Annotated in this window: 21 protein-coding genes; 19 read left to right on the top strand and 2 right to left on the bottom strand. The window is 51.0% G+C overall.

Annotation, left to right across the window (positions count from 1 at the left end; all coding sequences use genetic code 11):
• Window positions 1-3: 3 nt before the first annotated feature.
• Both QUE75_RS06600 and QUE75_RS06595 read left to right on the top strand, forming a co-directional pair.
• Window positions 4-1,494, top strand: a complete 1,491-nt coding sequence (locus QUE75_RS06600) for a sensor histidine kinase (protein WP_286254533.1) — start codon at window positions 4-6, stop codon at window positions 1,492-1,494.
• A gap of 7 nt (window positions 1,495-1,501) precedes the next feature.
• On the top strand, window positions 1,502-2,158 hold the full coding sequence (locus QUE75_RS06595; RefSeq protein WP_061331676.1) for a response regulator transcription factor: 657 nt from the start codon (window positions 1,502-1,504) through the stop codon (window positions 2,156-2,158).
• On the opposite strand, the gene QUE75_RS06590 is transcribed toward QUE75_RS06595, so the two are convergent.
• Window positions 2,139-3,566 (bottom strand): aminotransferase-like domain-containing protein, encoded by a 1,428-nt coding sequence (locus QUE75_RS06590; RefSeq protein WP_286254529.1) that lies wholly within the window; start codon window positions 3,564-3,566, stop codon window positions 2,139-2,141. The genes QUE75_RS06595 and QUE75_RS06590 overlap by 20 nt on opposite strands.
• A gap of 202 nt (window positions 3,567-3,768) precedes the next feature.
• Between QUE75_RS06590 and QUE75_RS06585 the strand changes: the two genes are divergently transcribed.
• Genes QUE75_RS06585 through QUE75_RS06575 form a run of 3 tightly spaced genes read left to right on the top strand, consistent with a single transcriptional unit; the run spans window position 3,769 to window position 6,113 of the window.
• The gene (locus QUE75_RS06585; protein WP_286254528.1) at window positions 3,769-4,074 is read left to right on the top strand and encodes a hypothetical protein; all 306 of its coding nucleotides are present in this window, start codon (window positions 3,769-3,771) and stop codon (window positions 4,072-4,074) included.
• Window positions 4,071-4,877, top strand: coding sequence for a PhzF family phenazine biosynthesis protein (locus QUE75_RS06580; protein WP_286254526.1), 807 nt, complete (start codon window positions 4,071-4,073; stop codon window positions 4,875-4,877). The genes QUE75_RS06585 and QUE75_RS06580 overlap by 4 nt, the downstream gene beginning before the upstream one ends.
• A gap of 45 nt (window positions 4,878-4,922) precedes the next feature.
• Window positions 4,923-6,113, top strand: a complete 1,191-nt coding sequence (locus tag QUE75_RS06575; RefSeq protein ID WP_286254524.1) for a BaiN/RdsA family NAD(P)/FAD-dependent oxidoreductase — start codon at window positions 4,923-4,925, stop codon at window positions 6,111-6,113.
• Between the two features lie 200 nt (window positions 6,114-6,313).
• Here the strand turns inward: QUE75_RS06575 and QUE75_RS06570 are convergent, their stop codons facing one another.
• Window positions 6,314-6,619: a hypothetical protein gene (locus QUE75_RS06570; protein WP_286254522.1), complete on the bottom strand. Its 306-nt coding sequence runs from the start codon at window positions 6,617-6,619 to the stop codon at window positions 6,314-6,316.
• Between the two features lie 303 nt (window positions 6,620-6,922).
• Here QUE75_RS06570 and QUE75_RS06565 point away from each other — a divergent pair, with 303 nt between their 5' ends.
• From QUE75_RS06565 to QUE75_RS06500, 14 genes are all read left to right on the top strand, one after another.
• Window positions 6,923-7,720, top strand: coding sequence for a TnsA endonuclease N-terminal domain-containing protein (locus QUE75_RS06565; RefSeq protein ID WP_286254520.1), 798 nt, complete (start codon window positions 6,923-6,925; stop codon window positions 7,718-7,720).
• Window positions 7,721-7,869: 149 nt separating this feature from the next.
• Window positions 7,870-9,909 carry a hypothetical protein gene (locus tag QUE75_RS06560; RefSeq protein ID WP_286254518.1) on the top strand — a complete coding sequence of 680 codons (2,040 nt, stop codon included), beginning with the start codon at window positions 7,870-7,872 and terminating at the stop codon, window positions 9,907-9,909.
• Window positions 9,893-10,384: a hypothetical protein gene (locus tag QUE75_RS06555; protein WP_286254517.1), complete on the top strand. Its 492-nt coding sequence runs from the start codon at window positions 9,893-9,895 to the stop codon at window positions 10,382-10,384. The genes QUE75_RS06560 and QUE75_RS06555 overlap by 17 nt, the downstream gene beginning before the upstream one ends.
• Window positions 10,381-11,304 (top strand): TniB family NTP-binding protein, encoded by a 924-nt coding sequence (locus QUE75_RS06550; RefSeq protein WP_286254515.1) that lies wholly within the window; start codon window positions 10,381-10,383, stop codon window positions 11,302-11,304. Before QUE75_RS06555 ends, QUE75_RS06550 begins: the two co-directional genes overlap by 4 nt.
• Before the next feature lies 1 nt (window position 11,305).
• Window positions 11,306-12,253 (top strand): TniQ family protein, encoded by a 948-nt coding sequence (locus QUE75_RS06545; RefSeq protein ID WP_286254513.1) that lies wholly within the window; start codon window positions 11,306-11,308, stop codon window positions 12,251-12,253.
• A gap of 4 nt (window positions 12,254-12,257) precedes the next feature.
• Entirely contained in the window at window positions 12,258-13,628 is a 1,371-nt protein-coding gene (locus QUE75_RS06540; protein WP_286254511.1) for a TnsD family Tn7-like transposition protein, read from the top strand.
• Between the two features lie 209 nt (window positions 13,629-13,837).
• Window positions 13,838-14,425: a glyoxalase superfamily protein gene (locus QUE75_RS06535; RefSeq protein ID WP_286254509.1), complete on the top strand. Its 588-nt coding sequence runs from the start codon at window positions 13,838-13,840 to the stop codon at window positions 14,423-14,425.
• A gap of 64 nt (window positions 14,426-14,489) precedes the next feature.
• The gene (locus tag QUE75_RS06530) at window positions 14,490-15,386 is read left to right on the top strand and encodes a hypothetical protein (RefSeq protein WP_286254507.1); all 897 of its coding nucleotides are present in this window, start codon (window positions 14,490-14,492) and stop codon (window positions 15,384-15,386) included.
• A 166-nt stretch (window positions 15,387-15,552) separates the two neighbouring features.
• Window positions 15,553-17,052 (top strand): type I restriction-modification system subunit M, encoded by a 1,500-nt coding sequence (locus QUE75_RS06525; RefSeq protein ID WP_286254505.1) that lies wholly within the window; start codon window positions 15,553-15,555, stop codon window positions 17,050-17,052.
• Complete coding sequence (locus QUE75_RS06520; protein ID WP_286254503.1) at window positions 17,049-18,539, top strand: type I restriction-modification system subunit M; 1,491 nt, start codon at window positions 17,049-17,051, stop codon at window positions 18,537-18,539. The genes QUE75_RS06525 and QUE75_RS06520 overlap by 4 nt, the downstream gene beginning before the upstream one ends.
• Window positions 18,540-19,712, top strand: a complete 1,173-nt coding sequence (locus tag QUE75_RS06515; protein ID WP_286254501.1) for a restriction endonuclease subunit S — start codon at window positions 18,540-18,542, stop codon at window positions 19,710-19,712.
• A 4-nt stretch (window positions 19,713-19,716) separates the two neighbouring features.
• Entirely contained in the window at window positions 19,717-22,779 is a 3,063-nt protein-coding gene (locus QUE75_RS06510; protein ID WP_286254499.1) for a type I restriction endonuclease subunit R, read from the top strand.
• Entirely contained in the window at window positions 22,779-24,365 is a 1,587-nt protein-coding gene (locus QUE75_RS06505; RefSeq protein WP_286254497.1) for an AAA family ATPase, read from the top strand. The genes QUE75_RS06510 and QUE75_RS06505 overlap by 1 nt, the downstream gene beginning before the upstream one ends.
• A complete protein-coding gene (locus QUE75_RS06500) occupies window positions 24,358-25,221 on the top strand; it encodes an HNH endonuclease signature motif containing protein (RefSeq protein ID WP_286254495.1) in 864 nt (287 codons plus the stop codon). Before QUE75_RS06505 ends, QUE75_RS06500 begins: the two co-directional genes overlap by 8 nt.
• Window positions 25,222-25,246 lie beyond the last annotated feature (25 nt).

Below are 25,246 nucleotides of genomic sequence, written 5' to 3'. Positions count from 1 at the left end.
TTTATGAGCAACCCTAAAAAAGCCCGCGTTTTCAGCCAACTGGTCCCTAATGACCCACAACCCACTCTCGTGGTCGGTCGCACATTAGAGGTCCTGGCCAGTAATCATGCGGCCGATTCCCTCGTCCAACGCGCAGAACTGGACCATCCGGAGCACCTTTTACCGGTGAACGCGGCAGCGCTTGTTAAATCAGCCCTGGAACAGGGGCGAGCTATTGAAAACGTGGAATCCCGGTTTGCCGACCATATATTTCTGTGGAGCTTCATTCCCGATCCAGACAGCGGGGAAGTATTGGTTCGGGGCCGTGATGCCACCAACGATATCCTCACCCTGGAAGAAGCCGTTCGCTCCAACCGCCTTTACCGGCTGATCACCGAGAACACCACAGACCTGATCTCGCGGCATGCCCCGGACGGACGATTCATTGATGCCACGCCAGCGTCCTGGCGCCTGTTGGGCTACTGGCCGGAAGAGCTCCGGGGAAAGGCCCTGGAAGAGGTGTTCCAGGGGGAAAACGTGGCCGAGCAACTGGCCCTGACCCGCCATCGGCTGCGGGAAGACGGCTACGCCACCATGACTCTTGAAATTATTCACCGCAATGGCAGCCGCCGCTGGTTCGAGATTGCCAGCCGCGCCATTCGGGAAACCTATACCGGCGCCGTGGTGGAGGTGATCAGTGTATCCCGTGACATCACCGCGCGGGTGGAATCGGAGGAGCAGAACCGGCTGCTAGCAGATGAACTGGCTCACACCGCTCGCCTGGCTACCCTGGGTGAACTGGCTTCCAGCATTGCCCATGAGATGAATCAGCCACTGGCGTCAATTGTGAATTTCGCGTCCGCCAGCCAGCGCTTTCTAAAGGAAGCAGACCAACATCCCGAGAAGCTGCTGAAGGTAGACGACGGCCTGCAAAAGATCGTGCACCACGCCAACCGCGCCTCCGAGGTGATCAAACGTCTTCGGGCGTTCCTGCGTAAAGGCCAGAAGCGCATGGGCCCGGTATCCCTGAATTCGGTGATTACCGAGGTTGCACGCCTGTGCCAGTGGGAGGCAGAGAAGAACGGCGTCCGGATCTATGAGAACCTGGCCGCAGACTCCCCCACCATCACCGCAGACCCGGTGTTGCTTGAACAGGTGTTGATCAACCTGATCCGTAACGGCATCGAGGCCAATGTGGAAGCCGGGGCAGACAAAGACAGTGCAGGCCCTTCCCGGATTGTGGTCAGCACCTGCGTCAACGACCAACAGGAAACCCTGATTCAGGTCATCGATGAAGGCCCGGGGCTGGACGACGAAGGCATACGCCAGATGTTCCAGCCGTTCTACACCAGCAAGGCCAAGGGGCTGGGACTTGGGCTGTCCATGAGCCGTTCCATCATTGAGGGATTTGGCGGCTTTCTGGATGCCACCCGCACAGACACCGGCGGCCTTTCGCTGATCTGCCGGTTCCCTCCCGGCAACACCCGATGCACCCACAAACCAACCCAGGAGTAAGCCCCCGATGTCTGGCACCACCCAGTCAAACGCCAACACCGTTTACGTTGTTGATGACGATGCCGGTATGCTGGAGTCCACCCAATGGCTGTTGGAATCGGTCGGGCTTGAAGTCAGAGCCTACAGTGATGGCCGGCAGTTTCTGGATGCCGTGGAAGACCAACGCCCCGGTTGCGTGATTCTGGATATCCGGATGCCCGGCCTTGGCGGGCTGAATGTTCAGGAAGAACTGCAAAAACGGGGCCTGGAGATACCGATTATTTTTGTCTCCGGCCATGCCGATGTGCCCATCGTGGTGCGTGCCTTCAAATCCGGCGCCTTTGATTTTATCGAGAAGCCCTTCAATGAGCAGTTGTTACTGGACAGCGTGCAGCAGGCACTACAGGCACCCGCCGAACCCGAGCCACCCGTTCGCTCCGATGCGGATACCGAAGCGCTGATCAGCACCCTCACCCGCCGGGAACGGGATGTCTTTCTGCCCCTAGCCCAGGGCTACACCAGCAAGGAAATCGCCGAACAGCTGGATGTCAGCGTTAAAACCATCGACCTGTATCGGGCTCGGGTAATGAAGCGCCTGGGCGCAGAACGGCTGCCGGATGTCACCGGCATTGCCATTGCCGCTGGACTGCTCGACCCGGCAAATCTCAGAACCGGTCCGGGCTGACCCCGGACTGCACCTCCCGGGCGATGGCGCCCAAGCGGTCGACCGCGGCTTCAATCCGGCCGGTCCAGGGATTGCCGCCGTTCAGCCGCAGGCAGTTGTCGAACTTGTTGGCGGTGGAGAACATCCGCCCCGGGGCGACGTTTATATTCTCTCCCCGCGCCCGGTGATACACCTCGGTACCCGACACCCCCTCCGGCAGCTGAACCCAGAGCACAAACCCGCCCTGGGGCCGGCTCACCGCAGTGCCCTCCGGAAAGGTTCTGGCAATAGCCGAACGAAGCCGGTCTGTGGACTCCTTGTAGTGCTGCCGGGCCGAGCGTAAGTAACGGTCATAACCACCCTGTTCCAGAAAATGGGCGACTGCCAGCTGCGGGATGGTGGAAGTTGCCAGATTCACAAAATATTTGTGTTGCCGGGCGGCGGCCATATGCCGACCGGGGATCATCCACCCAAGCCGCAGCCCCGGAGAGATGGTCTTGGAGAATGAGCTGCAGTAAATCACGTTATCCGCCAGGTCAAAGGCCTTGGCCGGGCGCGGGCGCTCGCCGGTATGAAAAAGGTCGCCGTAGATATCGTCTTCAATCAATGGCACCCCAGCAGCCGCCAGCATGGAAACCAGCTGTTGTTTGCGCTCGTCGCTCATCCGGGCACCCATGGGATTACTGTGGTTTGGCACCACCACGCAGGCTTTCAAGGGCCACTGCTCCAGGGCAAGCTGCAGGCCTTCAAGACTGATGCCGTCTGACGGGTGGGTGGGGATTTCAATCACCCGCAGGCCCACCACTTCCAGCGCCTGCAGGATGCCGGGAAACGAAGGTGACTCCACGGCGACGATATCCCCGGGTTGGGTCACTGCCCGCAGGGCCAGAATGATAGCCTCCTGGGCTCCGTTGGTGGCAAGCACATCATCTGGCGCAATGGGCACTCCGATGGTGGCCATTCGCTGCGCAATCTGGCGCCGGAACGATTCCTTGCCCGGAAACGCATAGTCGAGGGTTTCCAGGCCTCGCCTCGCCGCCCATAACGTGCTCTGCTGAATCTGCCTGACCGGCAGGTAGTCCGGGTGCGGAATGGCCGTGGCCAGGGGCACCATACGCTTTTGTTCATCGGCACACAGGTCCAGGGTCATTTCCCGGGCAGACACCGGTACCGGACGACTGCGCTGTTCCATCATTCTTGGTTCCGGCAAATCCCGGGCTGGCCGGCGCACGAAATACCCGCTGCGTTCCCGGGCCTGCAGGTAACCTCGGGCTTCCAGAGTCTGGTGGGCCTGCAGCACGGTTGAAATACTGACACCGAACTGCCGGCTCAATACCCGCACACCGGGCACACGCTCCCCTTCCCGGTATACACCATCAAGGATCAGCGCCTGAAGCTGGTCCGCCACCTGGTTGTATAGCATGCCCATCGTGTTCTCCGCCGTGCCGTGCTTTATAAGCTCTATTCCACCAGAACCGACGCCACTATGAGCAGTACAGTTTCCCGGCTTTTTCGGCAGTACAGTTTGCATTTTTCTGCATCTGTACCGATTCAATAACACTGTAGCTGAATCTGTTATGGAAATCCGATGAAACCAATAATGGTTCCTGAATCAGAAAAGGAGTTTCATCATGGCAACGGCAACCATCCCAAAACCCGACTCGCGTTCACCGCGCCCCGTTCACCGCGCCACCCGGAACGATGTGCTGGGCCTCTATGCCACAGGAGGCACGCCAACCGCTGGCACACTGATGACAGCCATGCAGGCCCTGGCCCGTGAGGGCATCCGTGTGATACCCGTTGGCAACCGTCACTGGGTTCTTCGGGGCGCTGCGCCGCTGCCCGAGATTCACTGTTACAGTGAGCAGGAGCTACATGGAATCTCAGTCTCACCAGCCAGACGCGTTCTACTAACAACCCACAAGGACAACCCATGAAGACAGAAATCTACCAGGTGGATGCTTTTACCAATGAACTGTTCCGGGGAAACCCTGCGGCGGTGATGCCCCTGAACAGTTGGCTTCCGGAGCAACAGATGCAGGCCATTGCCCTGGAGAACAATTTGTCCGAGACCGCTTTCCTGGTGCCACTCCCGGAGCAGGATGATGCAGATTTTCATATCCGCTGGTTCACCCCGACGGTAGAGGTGCCACTGTGCGGGCATGCCACCCTGGCGTCGGCCTGGGTGGTGTTCAACCGTCTTGGCTGGCAGCACGACAGGGTTCGTTTCCAGTCGAAAAGCGGACCCCTGGCGGTTACCCGCCGTTCCGATGACTGGCTGGAACTGGACTTCCCCAACCTGCCGTTTGAACCCCGACCAACCCCGGAGTTAATCCGGAAAGCGCTGCCAAACGCCCCCGAACAGGCGTTCTACGTGCCAAATGACACCAACTACATGGTGGTTCTGGATTCAGAAGCTGCAGTGACCGAAGCAGCCCCGAACCTGGCGTTGTTGGCAGAACTGGGCAATCAGGGACTGATCGTTACCGCGCCAGGAACTCAGTGCGATTTCGTCAGCCGTTATTTCGCCCCCGGAGCGGGTATCGATGAGGATCCGGTAACCGGCTCCATCCACAGCGTGCTGGTACCTTACTGGGCTGAACAGCTCGGCAAACAAACACTGGAAGCCCGCCAACTCTCTGCACGCGGTGGCGTTCTGCGATGCGAGCTCAGAGGTGACCGGGTAGCCATCGCCGGCCAGGCGGCGTTTTACATGGAAGGGTCCGTTTACCTGCCCTGAGGCTGATATACTGCCCGCCATTTTCAACCAGTGGTGGGCGGTTCTATGGCAGGTTCAACATCCAGGTACGATGTCATCATCATCGGCGCAGGCGCTGCCGGGCTGATGTGCGCGGCCACCGCCGGTTATCGCGGCCGCAAAGTACTGGTGTTGGACCACGCCAACAAACCGGGCAAAAAGATCCTGATGTCTGGCGGTGGCCGGTGCAATTTCACCAATCTGAACAGCACGCCTGCGAACTTTATCTCCGACAACCCGCACTACTGCATCTCCGCGCTAAAGCGCTATACCCCGCAGGATTTTGTGGAACTGGTGGACCGCCACGGTGTGGAGTATGAAGAGAAAGCGCCGGGCCAACTGTTCTGCAAAGACAGTGCGAAGGACATTCTCAACGTGCTGCTGACCGAGTGCGAATGGGCCGGCGCCGAGATTCGCATGAACACGTCGGTGTCCGGCATTCGGCAAGCAGGCTCGGGCTTCTCCCTGAAGACCAGTGGCGGCACACTCGGTTGCGAATCCCTGATCGTAGCCTGCGGTGGGCTGTCGATTCCCACCATGGGTGCCACCGGCTTTGGTTACGAGATTGCCAGGCAGTTTGGCCTGAGCGTGCTGCCCACCCGCGCGGGGCTGGTGCCCTTCACCCTGCACCCGGACCTGAAGCAACAACTGGCACCGTTGTCTGGCGTTAGCTGCCCGGTGGACGCCCACTGCCACCAACAACACTTCCGGGAGCCCATGCTGGTAACCCATCGCGGCCTCAGTGGCCCGGCGATGCTGCAAGTGTCCAGTTACTGGCAGCCAGGCGATGCGGTACACATCAACCTGCTGCCGGCTGAGAACATTCACGAAGACCTGCTGGCCCTGCGCAACAGCAAGCCGCAATCCACCATCGCGCACTATCTGAACCAGCACCTGCCGAAACGATTCGCCCAGGCGTTTAACGACCTGCACGGCTGGAACGGCCCACTGCAGGGGTATCGCAACCAGGAACTGGAACAGGTTGCCGGCACGCTTGGCGACTGGACCATCAAGCCGGCTGGAACGGAAGGTTACAGAACGGCCGAAGTGACCCTGGGCGGTGTGGATACTCGCCAGCTATCCTCCAAAACCATGGCGGCCCTGGATCACCCGAACCTGTACTTTATCGGGGAAGTGGTGGACGTTACTGGACACCTGGGCGGGCATAACTTCCAGTGGGCTTGGGCCTCCGGCGTGGCGGCGGGTAACGTGGCCTGATGGCCTGAAATAATTCAGATTGAGACAAACATAAATACTTTTAGACAAAGCTGACAAATCAATAATTGTTTATAGACATTCTTAGAATGCGTGCAATTTCATTAAAAGGGAATGGTCGGAGCTATGCCCCGAAAGATCGGGTTTCTCAGTCAAAGCAGGCCCACACGCGCGGGCCCATCTTTAACCATCGAAAGATGAAATTAACCGGATGATGGCGGCACCTCTCCAAGGAGCGCGTCGACAAGGCCGTCATAATCAAAACCCAGAAGACTGTCGTAGTCGATGTAGAGTCCAGACCGTTTGTAGTGAGCATCAGAGATGTACACGAAGTCTCCCCTAGTCCTGACCTCCTGACCCCATCTCAAAAGCAGCCATGTGTCCAGCTCTATGCATCCCGAAGCGACGTGAATAGACTTGAGCCCTCGAGTAGGCTCGAGGGATTCCAGAAACTTATCGTGCAATTTCGAAAGCCTCTCTAGTTCCCGTGATTTACTTTTGTCATCCATATAACGCTCCTCTTTGCTATCCAAAAATAAGTATAAAATCCTCAAGAAAGCCAACTGGTAAAACCCTCATTATTCCAAAACGATATATAGGTTTTTTTGAGCCATCAAAAAAATACCAACAAGCGAACACATTAAAAAATCAAAGACCATTAAATACATATACTTAACTGACCTTTATTTTTTATTAATTTAAATCTCGCCCGTTTATTTTAATTGAAATTAAATCAAAAACTTATGAAAATAAAGTATTTAGAATAAGGACCGGCCACTGGTAGCATATCGCCAGACAAATGGGTGGTCAGAATGAAGAAAAGAAAAAACATTACTATAGACGATAGGAATAGATGGGTAACCAAATGGGAAAAAGAATGGAGTGCCGGAAAATACGAACCTTTCATAAAAACCGGGGATGTAGCCTCATTTGGAACAAAACACAAGTGCCAAGGCATTAAATCCAAAAGAGTTCATCATTTCCTGTCGACAAATGAATACCTTTTCTTTTTCTTATTAGAGTTCCGGCCAGAAGTTATTGAAATATACGAACAGTTTCCACTTCTTCCTGTAACAAGGACGCGACTTATTTCGGAAGCCCTAGGGGTAAAGCATCCAAGGTATATAAGAACGACGACGAACATGATTCTTACAACGGATTTTCTTGTCAAACTTGATAGTGGCGAATGGAAGGCCTATTCCGTCAAGCCTGCCAAGAGCATAGGAAACAAGCGAACCGTCCAAAAGCAAATCATGGAGAAGACCTACTGGGAGTTACAGGGAATAGACTGGTGTTTAGTGCTAGACCGAGATATCAAAACGACTGCTAGCGCCAATCTCAGCCTTCTAAGGCATTACGCCAGTCCGCCAACTGAAAGCTCGGAAATAATAACAAGCTGGAAGCATGTATTTTCAAAGAAGTTGTCAGCAAGCAATCGATATCAAACTAGTGAGATCATCAGAAAAATTTCAGAAGAACTTGGAATAGATTACACAGCCTCATCGTCAATATTTTTTCATTTACTCTGGCATCGAGAAATCGGTTTCGACTTAAACACTCCAATTGAACTCGAAAAAACAGCTTCTGAATTAGGTATTTTTTGTCAGTGATTAGCATCAACACATTACTTGTACCACTAGAACCGAACGCTCGGAGCCCACTTTCAGAAGCGATGATAGTCGTATTCAGTGACTATCCTACGAACCGCGTTTTCCTAATGAATTACGAAAACAAACCAAGGAAACCCAGTCTCTTCCCCATGACGACCCTACTTTCTTGGATTGAGACAGACCTCATTACAACGGCGGAGATGAAGCTGGAAGCATTATACTATTTAGCTGATTCACAGATCGGAAATAACTCGCTCGAAAAACGCAACAAAATATTTAACGCGATATACCCAATAATCGAGAACTTGGAGGAATTTCTTTTATCAACGTACAACTCCAAATTGGTAGCGGAGGCTGCTCAGAAAGCCGGTGTGACGAGGTACCAAATCTACCAATGGACATACCTATATTTACGTCGGGGACAAACCAAAAACGCACTACTGCCGAAGTATCAGCGTTCAGCAAGTAAAAGACGAAGATCAACCGGTGTAAAGCTGGGCCGCCCCCCACGCTCGCCTAACCAGCCTCATAAAGTAAAAACCCCTGAAGACGAGCGAAACCTGAAGAGGGTTTTGGAGAAATACTATTTTGTTCCCGGGGCACCACCATTACGTGAAGCATACGAAAAGTTTCTAGCGCTACAGTATTCTGCGGACAGGTACCTACTTCCGAATGGGAAAATAGAGTTCCGACTGCCTCAAGGCGAAAAGAACTATCCCCCGCTAAGCCAGTTCAAAAGCTGGAAGGACACTTTCGTAAGAGAAACTGGGATTAATCCTGAACGCCTGAGAATGAGCAAAAGTAAGTACGACAAAGACCTAAAAGGCAGATCGGGCGATCATGTTCGGGCCAGTGGCCCGGGAGAAGTTTATCAAATAGACGCAACAGTAACCGACATCTACCTAGTTTCTCAGTTTGACAAATTTAGGAAGCTGATTGTGGGCAGACCAACCCTCTATTCTGTTGTGGATGTATTCTCCGAGGCCATTGTAGGCATCCTCCTTACGTTGGCACCACCCTCATGGCATGGAATGGCGCTTGCTCTATTCAATGCCTTCCGATCCAAGGTGTCATTCTGCGAGGAAGTGGGCGTCAAGCTCATCGATGAGCATGTATGGCCAATGGCAGTGCCATGTATAAAGCTGCTCGGCGACAACGCTGAATTGAACTCGGAGCTTTCGGAGAGCCTCCACCCGGATTTGGGCATTACAGTTCTTTTTGGACGCCCCTACAGAGGAGACGACAAAGGATTGGTCGAAAAATCCTTCGACCACTTCAACAAGAAAACAATATCACGCCTTCCGGGATTCGTTACAAAAGAATCAAAAACCAGGGGTGTAAAGGACCCGAAGCTCAGCGCGGCCATAACACTGCCGGAGCTTTACGATCGCCTGATCGACTACATCCTCCACCACAACAACATCCAAGAATGCTCGCCTGATTTACTTAATCAGCAAATGGTGGCTGATGGCGTCCCTCCACGTAGAAGGGATATTTGGAATTGGGGCCTCAAAAATCGCCCGTTCACGGGCAAAGCCGTCCCAGAGGAACACTTATATCTGCATCTAATGGAGAAGGGAGAAGCTTCCGTGCATCGAGAGGGGGTCTACTTCAGAAAGCTGTGGTACGTCAGCGAGTGGACGCTCGCGAGTGGACTCCAGAACCAACTATCCAACCGCAATCGCGCCAAGAAAATTGATGTTCGCTTCATGCGTCACAGTACGGAGCACATTTATCTTTGCACGCCAGAAGGCCTCAAGCTCGCCTCTCGGAAATCCAGTTTCAACAGGTTCGAAGGGTGTTCCTTCGATGAAGTCGAAAGCCAGCTTTCTCGTGAACACAACGAACGAGTTATGAGAATGCCCGAGGTCTTGAGTTCCGAGCTGTCACTGAACGAAAACACACGAAATCTGATTAAGGAGGCACAAGCCTCGCAGGTAAAACTAACCACTGCGGAGATCAAGAAACAGTCACTAACTGAAAACCGACAATTCGAAATAGAGCAAGAACAGCAACGAGAGCGAGAGCGTCTCCGAAATGCCACGTGGTCAGTATTCGGTCTTTCCGAGGAGCAAGAGCCTGAATCGACAGAGGAAAATCAAACCCTGCAACAGGAATCCAAGCGCAACACCGCACACCAAGATGCAATGAACAACCTTTTCGGGAGCACCGATGACCACGACAGCTAAAGCAGAATACTCACCACAACGGTTGGAAGAAAACCAGGGTAACCCGCTCATTGAAGCTATTCCGCGTCGGCTTTCGCCTGATGGGCTCATCACTGCGGTAGCCAGACTACCGGGTTTCGAGCCTGCTCAGCGCGATTGGGACGATTTCGACCGAGAACTTCTCATCAAACGTTTAGAGCGCTGCGTTATTCCGCTCTCGGTTTACCAAGACGTCTACGCAACCATGTACACAACGTTGATTGCTGGGTATCAGGACAGAAACCCAATGTTACCTGCGAGTCGGGAATGGCTTTATGGAGTAACACAAAACGTCCAGATCAACAGCAAAACGACAGCGGACTCGATACTCATAACCGGCTTGTCTGGAGCAGGGAAAAGCACGCTCATAAACAGTATCTTGTCGTGCTTCCCGCAGATCATTGAGCATGAAAACTACAACGACGAACCCTACCTAAAAAGCAACTTGTGTATTTGAAGGTCGAGATTCCACCGGATGCGGTTCGAAAGGCGTTATGTTTGAGCTTCTTTTTTGCTTTGGATGAGGCACTCGGAACCAACTACTACGTGCAGTATAGCAACAGCCGGAAAGGCATTAGCGAGTTGGAAACTGCTATCCATCAGATCTGTGCAAGTCATTGCGTCGGAATGATTATTATAGATGAGTTTCAAAATCTAAACGTTGCGAAGGCAGGAGGTGACGAAGTCATACTCCAGTTCTTCGACTCGATAACCAACAACGCAAAAATCCCAATAATTAAGGTCGGCACGCCAGCAGCTCTGCGTCTTTTCAGCGCAAAATTCAGGTCGGGAAGACGCGCTGGAAGCGCCGGGTTTTATGAACTGGGGCAGCTAAAGTATGACGAACCGGATTGGAATACCCTTGTCCGCGCCGTTTGGAACTTCCAGTGGGTGAAAAAACCCAAGCGACTAGACCAGAAACTCGAGAGTACACTTTACGAGCTTTCCCAAGGAATTCCGTTCTGCCTTTTCAAACTTATGCAGCTTGCAAACCTTGAAGCAATCTCAGCAGGAAAAGAATCCATTTCAGATTCAACCCTGAGAAAAGTCTACAAGCAACACTTCGGATTGTTGAGACGTGCTTTATCTTCCCTGCGCAAGGGAAATCCCAGCCAGTACGAGGATCTGCTTCCAGTTTCAGTCTGGGTTGGAGGCGCGACCAAATCAGTGCCGATCGTTCATCTCAATAACTTGGCAAAATCAGAAGATTTCCGGGGACCCGCTGCCAAACAACTAAAAAATCACATCGATGACGTGATCGCCGAAAATAATCTATCTCCGACGATAAAACACAAACTTTTGAGAGTACGCGCGGACCTTAACGCAAAAATTGCAGAAGGCAAAGGCGCGGAGCTTCTAGGTATAGAGGCTGAATAGAATGACTTCGTTTTTCCCCGCTTTGATGCCCGACGAGCACCTGTTCTCTATTTTTGCCCGATATCACCAGATTGCAGGCAACTCTACAATCGAGCGCACGAAAGAACAGCTCGGGTTGGCGGCAGGCCCCATGAAGCCGCAGGACATTTCCAACCAAACCTTTCATACGGCGCTCAAGACTGCCGCAACCTTGCTCAGGCAACCGCTGAGCAAGGTTGCTCGGGGCCACACGCTCGTTCCACTCTTGAGGCTATCCCTACCATCTAAAATCCAAGACCAATTGCTCAGTGCTTGGGATAACGATCAATCTTCCATTCCTGCCCCCAAGACTCTCATGAATGACCGAATGCTCACATTCGACAAGTCTTGGAGGTTCTGCACCGAATGTGTCAAAGCGGACACGCGAGAAGTGGGCTTCGGTTACTGGCACCTGAATCATCAAATACCGTCAATCATGCAATGCAAAATCCATCAGGCACCGCTACTTAACTCTGGGCTCAAAACCCTGAACGATTTCCAGCTACCTCGAGATGCCCATGAAAACACTGTCCAAGGCAGTACCACTTTGATCGAGAATCGCTGGGAATGCTGGCTGATGGAATTATTCGCGAGCTGTCAGGCGTCTGGCGGCTGGGTCGGCCTCGAGGTTCTTAAAGCAACCTTCGAAAACGCCTGGAGAGTACCTAAAAAGCCCGGATGGGCAAGAGCCCAAAGGTACGAGGAAATCGTTGGTTACGTAGAAGACATCGCGGGCATACCGCTACTGGAGACAATCTTCGAATTTTATCAGGACGACCGGTTGACCTACCGGGGTAGAGCGCGACCAAACTTCATTCGAACAACCTTTGAATCAACGGATCCCAAAATCCGGCACCCCATTTATTACCTGTTACCGATCTGGGCTGCGGGCCTATCACCGCACCCCGTAGAATGGTTTCGCGGGCTTTGACGATATGACCTGCTCAATACATATCCAGCCGTTGCCAGAGGAGACTGTTTATAGTCTGATTAGCCGATACCACCTCCTCTCAGGGAACGCGAACGAATCCGCATCATACTCAGCGCTGTATTCGTCCAACAGGGCCAGGATCAACGCCTATTTACCGTCACAACTACAGAGAACCGGCCATTACTTCGGATTGCGGCCTGAAGCCTTACTCTGGAATCACACGCTTTACCCTCTATTTGCGAGCTTCATAACGCCCGAAAGGGCTCAGGAACTCAAACGTGCGATGTTTCTGAATTTTGGCAGCCATGTAGGCGAAAAGGCGGGGCTCCCTCAGTCGAAGCTCAAGTTCACAACCGGCCACAAGCATTGTCCGGTGTGCTTGTCAGAAGACTTGAAGCAGATAGGCGTTGGATACTTCCGAAACAGTCATCAACTGCCCGGCGTGAATGCCTGCCCGACCCATGAATCACAATTATTCTGTACAGCCATAAGTGACTTCTCGCTCGATCGTTCATTGATTCTGCCTCACTCCGACGTGAGTCCACTCCCCGCCGATAACGCTTCGGTGAAGCTTTCCCGTTTTGGCGCTTCCGTAGTCCAGCAGCTACAAATTCGGCAACGATTCCCCGATTACCGACGAGCTTATAGAATCCAGCTAAACAAAAAAGGCCTGTTAACCAAAAACGGCAATGTGCGAATCAGAAAGGTTACACCGGCCTTGAAAACTCACTGGGCGACACTGGAGAAGACCTACGCCCACCAGTTCGAATGTCCGCACCAGCTACTAACATTCGAGTTCGTAGGCCCTCTTCTGCGCGCAAAGACACATTACCCAACACACCCCATCAAACATCTGCTTTTCGCAGAATGGCTGTTCGATGGGGATGCTAATTTCTTTTGGGACGCCGACGAAGAAGAGCAGCTCATCCTCCCTGGCTTTGGAGTACCAACAGTTGGAAACAGCCACACCCACAGAGATGATTTTTTCAGCAATCGGGAGACGCGCCGACGCTCGATCTGTGACTATATGGACGGACATCCATTCGCGATCAGGAAGGACATCAAAGCGGCGAGGAATGCGGACTTTTTCTGGCTTTACCACAATGACAGGGATTGGCTAGAAAAGCAGTTGCCGTCACCGATGCCACCGCGACGCCCCGAAAAGAACTGGCACGCTCTCGATGACAAAGTGTGCGAAATGGTTCATGAACAAACACTTCAACTATCGAAGCCAATGTCCGTTTCAGAGTTAGATACCTTACTCGGCGGGCATCGCTGGCTGACAAAGTTTCTGGGAAACCTGCCAAAAACTCACAATCTCATTGAAGACCAAGTCGCCAAAGGAACTCTCAAGAAAGTGGGTCAATCGAAATAAACCCAAAGCTCAAGCAGTGCGGTGACATTAAACATTACTTGTTGAAATTATCCCGAAAGTCGGAGAAACTCCGAGTTGCGAGGTTGACGCACGCTGCCCACTCTAGCGAACCCGGACGGGACAACCCTTACCAACTTTTCTTACGCTCTGATTTTCTCCGCGAATCATGGCAGTGGGCACCATATTTTTCGCTAACAGAGGAAATACACATGAGTGTAACGACCGTTGTTTCGTCTAAAACAGTTCAACAGCTCAAGCAAATAGCCAAGCAATACAAGCGCAGCTTGTCGATCACGCACACAGAAGCCCTAGAACTCGTTGCCCGGAAAGCTGGTTTTGCGAACTGGCATCAGGCCACACAGGCCAAAGCACTGCTCCTGCCCGCCGAAGAAGCGCTTAAGACAGGCACAATAATCGGCATGGATATGAAGGATGGAATGGACTCTTTCGACTCAGTCACTGAGGACGGAACCTTCATCTACGATGAGTTTCTTCCCCAGGTATGCGCCGAATCTTTTCGAAAGATGATGTGGTCTGAGCCAGACCCAGATGATGAATTTGGCCGGCTTCCCTCTGAGACAATGACAGAAGACGAATTTGAGGAATGGTTTCATACCAACCTTCACGACAACATGTATTTCCGCCTGAGTGAAGAAGTCTCCGTCGACTCACTGGATCAGGTACTCAAACTACTTGATGAGAGATCGTTCTGGCCTGCGTTTTACGTGTGGTTCCAAGGCAAACTCTATGAGTTTGAAAAAGGCTATGAAGATCCACTTCCTATTTTCGGAAGCTAAATAGCCTTCCTCTAATTGGCGGCAGTTCTTTGCCGCCAAGCTATGAATTCGCAAGGACATCAAAATGGCAATTCAAACCGCCACCTATGCAGAAGCCTATAAGGAACTTTCCTCAACCATCGAATGGATTGAGAGCCTCGGGCTGGCCCCCTATCGGGGAAGAATCCGCGAATACCACAGAAATCTCGGACATTGGAAAGATAATTACTTGTCGGCCACTGATGAGGACGTTCGAAAGGGTTTCGCCGAATTCCTCAATGCAATTCAGGATGCAGATGACCTGGTAGCCGTATATCGGAAGTTTCACACCTTGCCACCGAGCCAGCTCCAATCGATCAGAGAAAAGCTCTCAAGGGCACTCAACGGTCCAGTCAGGAGACAGGATGAGCAGCCCCGCACCACTATTGCTCGTAACTTTCTATTTGAAGCCCTCGTTGCAGCCCGTTTGCATCACCCTGAGCGAGGCGTGATGGCAATGCTTGATGCCAGAACCGATACAGGGTTCAAAGTAGGTGATAACAAGGTCTGGGTTGAGTGCAAAAGAATCACCAGTTTCAAAAAACTCGAAGCGAACATTCGTGATGCATCCGAGCAGCTTGAAAGGGCTTTTAAGCGAAACCTCGGCAGCGCTCACAAAGGGCTGGTGGCTATCGATATCTCGAAATTGGCGAATGACGGAAGCAAAATCTTAGTTAAGCCTGACGAAAACACTCTACGCGCTGATATGGGACGTTATGTCGAACACTTCATCGAACAGCAAAGGCAACAATGGGAGAAAGTATACAGAAAGCGAGACAAGCGGATTATGGGAACACTGGTTCGGCTCTCGACAATGGCAAGCGTCGAAGAAAAGAACCTGCCGACGGTTGCCACTGAGTGGGTCGTAAACCCAAGGGATCGTTTACCCGAAGCAGATCAACACTTCCTTCAGCAGCTTGCGTCAACGCTGGGCTCCGCATAGCCTTCAAGCGGCCGAAGCGAGCGAATTCCACAAAGAGCATTCTGAAAGCACCCCTTTCTGCCCTCCAGATTTGCTACCATCTCCCACAAGAAAAACATAGATTGAGAGCACCCCAAACCTATCGCTCTCTACTCCGATTCGAGCAGTAACGGATTATTCAGCACCCATGACACTGATCAACCTGAAGGATCTCGAAGCCCACCTTTGGCACGCCGCGCACATCATCACCGGCCCCATCGACGCTTCTGACTACAAGACCTACATCTTCCCAATTTTGTTCTTCAAACGGATCTGTGACGTCTACGACGAGGAGTTCGCGGACGCCATGGAGAAAGTTGGCGATAAAGACCTGGCCGCCCAGAGCATGTTCCATCGCATTCAGATCCCACCTGAGTGCCATTGGAAGCATGTGTTTGAGCAGACCAAAGACATCGGTCAAGCGCTCAAGGACGCCTTTCGCGGGATTGAACTGGCGAACGACAAGCTCCATGGGATATTCGGGGATGCGAGCTGGACCAACAAAGATCGTCTGCCAGATGAATTGCTCGCCACGCTACTGAACCACTTCAACCAGGTTAATCTTGGCGTGCGCAGCGTCCGCGATGACGACATGGGGCGTGCTTATGAATACCTGATTAAGCGGTTCGCTGACAAAGCCAACAAGAAAGCCGGTGAATTCTACACGCCACGAACCATCGTTCGGCTGATGGTGAACATCCTTGATCCCAAGGCAGGAGAAAGCGTCTACGACCCAGCTTGCGGTACGGGAGGAATGCTGCTCGAAACCATTCACCATGTCCGTGAGAATGGCGGCGATCCTCGCTTACTCAGGATTAAAGGGCAAGAGAAGAACCTGACCACTGAGGCCATCGCCAGAATGAACCTGTTCCTGCACGGTCAGGAAGATTTCGAAATTGTGCGTGGCGATACACTGCGTCACCCCAAATTCTTGATTAATGACCGCCTGGAAACATTCGATTGCGTCATCGCCAACCCACCTTTCAGTCTTAAAGAGTGGGGGCAGAGCCTTTGGTCGAGCGATCCTTACGACCGAAATAGGTATGGGCTGGCTCCGAAAACCAATGGCGATTTTGCCTGGGTTCAGCACATGTTTGCTTCCCTCAACGACCAAGGCCGCATGTCCGTTGTACTCCCCCATGGAGTTTTATTTCGAGGGGGCGCAGAAGGCAAAATCCGAACAACGCTTCTGCAAGAGAACAGGATCGAGGCCATCATCGGCGTTGCGCCTAACCTGTTTTACGGCACTGGGATACCTGCCTGTATTCTTGTGCTGCGCAAACAGCGCCCAGCCGATCATCAAGACCATGTGCTGGTCATTAACGCAGAGGAAATTTTCACCAAGGGCCGAGCACAGAACACCTTATCAAACGCTCAAGCGGACCAAATCTTTGAAATCTACAGCGATCAAGAGGCCTCCGGCCCCCCTGGGCAACCAGTTGAAGGCAAAGCTCGCTGGGTTCCTCTGTCTGAAATTGCCGAGAACGACTTCAATCTGAACATTGCGCGATACGTTCAAAAGCCTCTTGAGGAAGAGTCAATCTCTGTCGAGGAAGCTTTGAGGGATTTTCAGGAAAAACTGACAGCTCTGGAAAAAGCAGAACAAGAACTTGAGGAACTGTTGGTGCAGGAGGGCTTCGAATTATGAACAAACGAGAGTTAGAAGACCTTCTTTGGGGCGCTGCGGAGTTCTTACGCGGCCAGATCGATGCCTCGGACTACAAACAGTATATTTTCCCTCTGCTCTTCTATAAGCGCCTATCCGACGTCTACTTGGATGAGTACACGGAAGCACTGGAACTGAGCGATGGTGATGCTCACTACGCCACAATGCCGATGTTCCACCGGTTTGATATCCCGGAAGAGGCCCGATGGGAAAAGGTCCGAAACACTCGCAAGAATATTGGAGAAGCGATCCAGAGTGCCCTCCGGCTCATCGAAGCAAAGAACGAGAGACTTCATGGCGTATTCGGTGATGCCCAGTGGACAAATAAAGAGCGCCTGCCTGACCACCTTCTCGCGGACCTGATCCAGCACTTCAGCAAAATTCCGCTGGGTATCACATCGGTCAATCAGGACGACCTGGGTGAGGCGTACGAATATCTGATCAAGAAATTTGCAGATGACTCCGGCCACACCGCTGCCGAATTCTACACGAACCGAACCGTAGTCCACCTGATGACAAGGATTATGGGCCTAAAACCAGGTGAAACCGCTTACGACCCGACTTGTGGTACCGGCGGCATGCTGTTGAACGCAGTTATGGAGCTTCGAAGCCAAGGAGAGCAATGGCGTTCAGTGAAGCTTTACGGCCAGGAAGTGAACCTGCTCACCTCCGCTATCGCACGCATGAATATGTTCCTGCACGACATTGAGGAATTTGACGTTTTACGCGGTGACACTCTCGGTGATCCCAAGTTTGTCGAGAACGATCAGCTTAAGCAGTTTGATGTGATTTTTGCCAACCCTCCCTACTCCATCAAAAAATGGAATCGCGACAAGTTTGCCGCAGACCCATATGGACGGAATCTATATGGGGTCCCTCCACAGGGCTGTGCCGACTACGCGTTTTTTACTCACATTATCAAAAGTCTGAAACGCGACACCGGACGCGCTGCGATGCTCTGGCCTCACGGCGTGCTCTTTCGGGACTCCGAACAAGCTATTCGCAAACAGGTGGTCGAATCAGACGTTATTGAATCGGTGATCGGGTTAGGTCCCAACCTGTTCTACAACTCACCGATGGAATCCTGTGTGGTGGTGCTCAACTGCAACAAACCACCTGAACGAAAAAACAAGATTTTGTTTATCAATGGTGTTGAGCAGGTTACTCGCGAACGCGCCCATAGCTACTTGTCGAACAATGACTTGTCAGTGCTGTGTGAAGCTTACTTAAGTCCGGAAAAGCACACCGGTATTTCTGCTCTAGTGGAACTCGATACCATCGAAGAGAATCTTTATAACTTGTCGATCCCCCTATATGTGCAAGCTCCAGGAAATGACGAAGTTCACGATACTGAACATACCGTCGAGGCGTGGAAGGTCGGTCGTCTGCGATTGAAAAATCAGACCAATGAATTATTCGATAGCCTTGCAGAGCTTGGATACGACGTTAAAAGTAAGGTGTGGCATTAAATGACTGAGCAGCAAAACGTTGAAGGCTGGCAAATGGTGAGATTTGGTGACATCGCTAAGCAGATTTCTATGCGGGTTGAACCAAGGGAAACCAAACTTAAAGTCTATGTGGGCTTGGAACATTTAGATCCAGGAAGCCTTAAGATTAAACGACACGGCGTGCCCAGCGACGTTGCGGGCCAAAAACTGTTGGTAAAAAAAGGCCAGATCATATTTGGTAAACGCCGTGCCTATCAGCGCAAGGTAGCGGTAACCGACTTTGATTGCATTTGCTCGGCACATGCCATGGTCTTAGAAGCTATCCCAGGAAAAATAATTCCCGAATTTCTGCCATTTTATATGCAGAGTGATGAATTCATGAATCGAGCGGTCTCAATATCCGAGGGCTCGTTATCACCGACAATAAAATGGAAGACTCTTGAGAGGCAAAAATTTAAAATCCCGCCAATTGACATCCAGAACAGGATGCTTCGGCTATTAAAAAAATCGAACTCAGTTATAAATGGATATTACGAAACAGAAGATAGCTTATTAAAGCTTGCAGACAGAATAATTGAAGCTCGACTCGAAGCCATTAAAGCAGAACATGTTTCTTTTGAAAGCCTCCTAGAGACGGGGGATCTGATTGATATTCAGGACGGAAATCATGGAAACGATCATCCGAAGGCATCAGAGTATGTTGAGGAGGGCATCCCTTTCGTGATGGCCAACGATTTAAATGGTAACGACGTCGACTTAAAAAGGTGCAAAAAGCTACCTAAAAATCGGACCGATGCACTGCGGATAGGCTTTTCGTTCCCAGGAGATATTTTGCTCTCCCACAAAGGAACAGTTGGTTTAGTTGCTGTCACCCCTGAAGTGCAAGACTATATAATGCTCACACCACAAGTTACATATTATCGGGTTAACAAAAATGGCCGTATTAAACCGAAATTTTTAGAATTGTACTTCCGATCTTTCAATTTTCAAAGAATTCTTAAAAATCAAGCAGCGCAGTCCACAAGAGCATACATTGGCATAAAAGCTCAGAAGAAGTTAACTATTCCCGTCGCCTCCGAAACTGAGCAAGAGGAAATAATTAAACTGTGGGACCAGCTCAAATTAACTGCTTCTTGCATACGCGCAAGTGGAAAATCAGCAACCCTACTTTCAAAACAACTAATAAATGGGTGAGTTCATGTTCAACGAACAAACCGTCACAGAAAATGGAATTATTGACCGCTTAAAGGGACTTAGAGGAGAGCATTGGAAGTACCATCACGGTGAGAACCTGCCGAAACGAGCGCAGGATATCTTCGTCGATGAGTGGCTCAAAGACGCACTTTGTTCGTTGAACCCCGATATTGCTCGGCAGCCCGATTACGCCGATGAAGTGATTTACAAGCTACGCGGCGTGGTGCTGGAAGCCCGCCACACCGGTTTAGTAAAGGCCAATGAAAACTTCCAGGAATGGTTGATGGCCGAGAAGACCCTGCCCTTTGGCGAAAATGGCGACCACATCACCATCAACCTGATCGATTTCGACAACATCGAAAACAACCACTTTATCGTGGCGCAACAGGTGCACTATGTCGCCGCCACGGAGGTATTTTTCGATATCGTCCTATATGTCAACGGAATCCCGTTGGTTGTGGGTGAAGTAAAAACCGCAACACGCCCTAGTGTAACTTGGCAGGACGGCGCTGCTGACTTCATCGGCGGCACTAAGCATTATTGGAAAAATGCGGAGCCCTTCTTCGTCCCAAACCTGCTGTGTTTCGCTTCCGAAGGTCGAACCTTTGCGTATGGTGCGATAAACGCTGGCCCCAAAGATTGGGGCCCCTGGCATACCACTGAACAGGAAGAAGAGCAGCTCACCGGCATGGCGTCAGTACTTGCCAGTGTTGAAGGATTATTGAACGCTCGAACGCTTCTTCAAATTCTTGAATCCTTCGCTCTCTTCTCAACCATCAAGACCGGCAAGAAAACGCCACCCAAACGCATCAAGCTGCTTCCTCGTTACCCTCAATTCGAAGCTGCCAAGCAAATCGTCGACCGCGTCAAAAGCGGTTACCCAAAAAAGGGGCTGATCTGGCACTTCCAGGGCTCTGGCAAGTCTCTACTGATGCTTTATGCCGCTCGCATGCTGCGTGCCGACAATAACCTCAAAAACCCAACCGTTCTCGTCGTGGTGGATCGGCGAGACCTTGATAGCCAGATCAGCGAAACCTTTGGCGGTGCCGACGTTAAGAACCTTGTTAAAGTGCAAAGCTGCAAAAAACTAGGCGAGCACATTGAGCAGGACAGCCGGGGTATTCTGATTACCACCATCTTCAAGTTCCAGGATGTCGAGATTGATGAAAGCAATCCCAACGGCCTGAATGATCGGGACAACATCATTGTGCTGGTGGACGAAGCGCACCGCACTCAAGAGGGCTCCCTTGGTGACAAGATGCGATGGGCCCTGCCGAACGCACACTTTTACGGCCTGACAGGCACGCCGATTTCCAGTATCGAGCGAAACACCTTCAAGCTGTTTGGTGCGGACGAAGATCCCGGCAGATACATGAATCGCTACAGCTACAAGCAGTCAATCCGGGATGGGGCCACCGTGCCGGTAAAATTTGAACCACGGTTGGCGGAGCTTCGCGTTGACAGAGCTTCTATTGACCAAGAGTTTGAGCGGCTGGCTGAAGAACACGGATTGGACAAAGAAGAGAAGACCGCGCTGTCTACGCGGGCGGGTAAGCTGGCAGTCATGCTGAAAGCCCCGAAGCGTATGGAAGCGATCAGCGACGATATCGTTGATCACTTCACCAGCCACGTGAAGCCGAAAAAGCTGAAAGGCATGGTGGTTGTTTACGACCGAGATGCCTGTATTCAGATGTATTACCTGCTAGGCCAGAAGCTTGGTTTTGACGCCGTCGAAGTGGTCATGAATGTCGATCAAGCTCCGATCAAAGCGAAAGGCGGTGGTAAAGACGGGAAGGAAAACAGGGACTGGCGCAAATGGAACAAAGAATTGGAGCTGCCGATAAGGGAGGAGGACTTTCAGCGTTGGCAGGAGATTGACGGAGATGACCAACTACAAAAAGACCTGATTGAGTCCTACAAAGATCCAGAGAACCCTCTCCAGCTTCTCATTGTTACGGCAAAACTTCTCACCGGTTTTGATGCTCCCATTTGCTACTGCATGTACCTGGACAAGCCACTTCGAGACCACACCCTCCTACAGGCTATGTGCCGTACCAACCGTCTCTACGAAGCAAACGGTATGCGCAAGGGAATGGGGTTGATCATCGACTACCTTGGTGTGTTTGAGAACCTTCGAACGGCCCTCGCTTACAACCCCGACGAGATCGAGGGCGTTGTCGAAGGCATCGAACGCTTTAAGGAAATGCTTCCAGAGCAGCTGAAAAAGTGCCTGGCGTTCTTCCCTGGGGTGGATCGATCCCTGGAAGGCTTTGAGGGCATCATCGCGGCCCAGGAATGCCTGCCGACCAATGAGAAACGGGACGAATTTGCCGCAGCGTTCGGCGTACTCAGCAAACTCTGGGCTGCGATCAATCCAGACCCTTTCCTCGCGCCCTACCGCAACGATTACAAATGGCTTGCTCAAATCTATGAGAGCGTTCGCCCTGTCGGGCAAACAGGAGCGCTAGTCTGGGCTGCTCTCGGGCCTGAAACCATCAAAATGATCCACGAGAACACCGATATAAATCGCATTAGGAACGATATCGATGAGCTGGTGATGGACGAGCACGCTATTTTCACGCTCACTGAAAAGGAGCAAGAAAAACGCGCGCGCAGGCTCGAGATTGATTTGATGGGACGACTTCGCGGTAGCGGAAACCCAGAATTCGTCGCGCTCGGCGAGCGCCTAGAGAAGCTCAGACAGCAGTACGAGGCTGGAGTTATTAAGGCCATCGATTGGCTCAAAGGCCTGCTTGATACCGCCAAGGAAACGGTTGAACTTGAGAAACAGACTGGTGAGCGCACGGTCACTGAGGAAGACAATGTCCAGGCGCTCACCAAGCTTTTCATGGAAACCAGGCCTGATCGGACTCCGAAGGTCATTCAGGATGTTGTCGAGCAGATCGACAAGATCGTCAAAGCGACGCGATTCGATGGTTGGCAGAACTCTGCGAGCGGACCGAGAGAGATTCAGAAAGCTTTGATGTTGACGCTGGTTCAGTTCGGACTTGGGAAGGATAAAGAGCTTTTCAATAAGGCCTACAACTACATCAAGGGGCATTATTGATGTTCAAATTTCGAGTTATTCCTAGAGACGTAAGTATTCCAAGCTCAGGAAAGCTTGTCGGATACCTGAAAATTGATCGTTGGAACGACTTTCATTACCAAACGATGTTCCAACTATCTATCTTCGATGAAGGCGGAAATTTCCACAAAATTGGAAATATCAAAATAGGATTTGTGGGGCAATCCGTATCTACGGCAACTCACACAACTCTTGAAAAAGAGTTTGAAAAGCTACCTGAGAGGTACTTTTCTCTAGGTGAAGATGTCGAATATTATTCTAATCTTTCTAAACTATCATCAGATACAAAATCGAAGGTTCTGGAATCATTAAACGACCTAGTTGATCGAGAATCAGCATTTAAAAAAGCTATAGACGAAGACGTATTCAGAACCTCTCTGCTACGCGATACCAGCTTATCAATAATCAAAGGCCAGTATTTCAGGGTGCTTTATGGCAAACCGGCCCTTACTGATTTCGAATTTTCTTTTAAACGGAAGAAAACTGAAAAATTATCGGAAGTTTCACTGAATTTTCAGGTGGAGGCGAACTCAAGCCCAAGCACGAATATTCATGCGATCATTGGTAGAAATGGATGTGGAAAAACTACCATCCTGAATGGAATGATTCAGGCCGTAACGGACTCAGCAATTTCGGATTGTCAGTTCGTCGACAAAAGCTGGCTAGTTGACTCTCCCATAAGCCGCGATTATTTCGATGCGTTGGTTTCAGTATCTTTTAGCGCATTCGACCCTTTCAGTCCGCCAGAAGAGCAACCCAATCCCGCGAAGGGAACTTGTTACTACTATTTAGGGCTGAAAAATCGCAATCAGAAAGGTTTGCATTATACCCTCGAAGAGCTTCAAAAGAACTGTGTAAGCAGCCTTATAAATTGTTTTAGCAAGGAAGGCAAAAAAAATCGATGGTTGAAGGCTATCGACAAGCTTTGTTCTGATGACAATTTTGAAGCGATGGATTTAAAGCAGCTCGAGAGCTTATACCGGGCAGAAAAAAGTGAGACTCATGACAAGCAACAGCCAGATTCCAATCAATTCCAAAAGAAGTATTATAAGAAGATTAAGCCCATTCTATCCGAGATGAGTTCAGGACATTCAATTGTTCTATTAACCATCTCTAAATTGGTTGAAAAGGTCGATGAAAAAACGCTGGTTCTCTTAGATGAACCCGAAAGTCATTTACACCCGCCACTGCTTTCAGCGTTTACACGTGCCCTCTCAGACCTTCTACACGACAGGAATGGTGTTGCGATCATTGCGACTCATTCACCGGTCGTGTTGCAGGAAATACCCAAGTCTTGTGTCTGGATTCTAGATCGAATTGGCTCTTCACTAAAACCAAAACGTCCAAACAGAGAGAGCTTCGGTGAAAATGTTGGAGTACTTACGCGGGAGATTTTCGGGTTAGAAACGGTTAAATCTGGTTTTCATGATCTGTTGGTGGACAAGGTAAAAAGTCTAAATTCATATGACAAAGTCCTCAAAGACTTCAATGGTCAACTCGGTCTTGAGGGGCGAGCAATTTTGAAAGCTTTAACTTCGAAAAACGAAGAGAACGGGCAAAATGATTAAATTACCGCCCCCTTCTTACGAATTCGATCAAGTGTTCAGTACCTGTCTTGAAGGGCTGGATAAGAAACCGGAATTCAAAGCCCGCCTTTCTGCTGGAAAGGCAGAGATAGATGCTCAGCTGGCCCTGTATGCCGAAAAAGCACCAAACGGTGAGCTTTACACCCTCGTTCCAGTCGTTCGAGAGCATGGGGCAGACCCAATTATTGTCTCAGATCTCAAGAAATCTGAATTATTGAACCTTTATGAAGCCCATCTCAGGGGTAAAGAAAAGCCCGGCAGAGGGATATACAACGAACTGCTAGCAGCAGCAAATGGAACCTGCCCCTATTGTGGTGGGATAGGCCGGCCAAGGAACTTGGATCATTATTTACCAAAGTCTAAGTTTCCGCAGTTCTCGCTTTTCCCGAAAAACCTGGTCCCGGCCTGCCGTGATTGCAATATGGACGGAAAAGGACAAGGCTTTTCAGCCTCTGCGGAAAAACAGATAATCCATCCATTCTTTGATGCTGAGCATTTTTTCAGAGAACAATGGATATTCGGGACATACGACCCTACTGACGAACCATCCGGATCTGTTGATTTTTACGCTGCTCCCCCTGACCACTGGCCTGAGGTAGACAAGGAGCGAGCCGAAACCCATTTTGATGACTTTGAACTTGGCGTCAGATACGCAAAAGAGGCTGGTGCTCGCCTTATTTCTCTCCGAACGCAACTTGATAATTTGGCTGATTTAGGTATTTCATCAGACGAAATTTCAAGGGTGCTTTTGCACCCCATGATTGAGAATGCGCCCCACATCAATCACTGGGAGAGCGTGATGGGAAAAGCTGTTATGGAGGCCCTGAATAACGGTTAGACCAGTAGCTTTTATACGTCATAAT

The sequence above is a fragment of the Marinobacter shengliensis genome, assembly GCF_030297115.1.
Lineage (GTDB): Bacteria > Pseudomonadota > Gammaproteobacteria > Pseudomonadales > Oleiphilaceae > Marinobacter > Marinobacter shengliensis.
The sequence above is the reverse complement of the archived record's forward strand: the minus strand, read 5'-3'. Positions and strand labels throughout refer to the sequence as shown.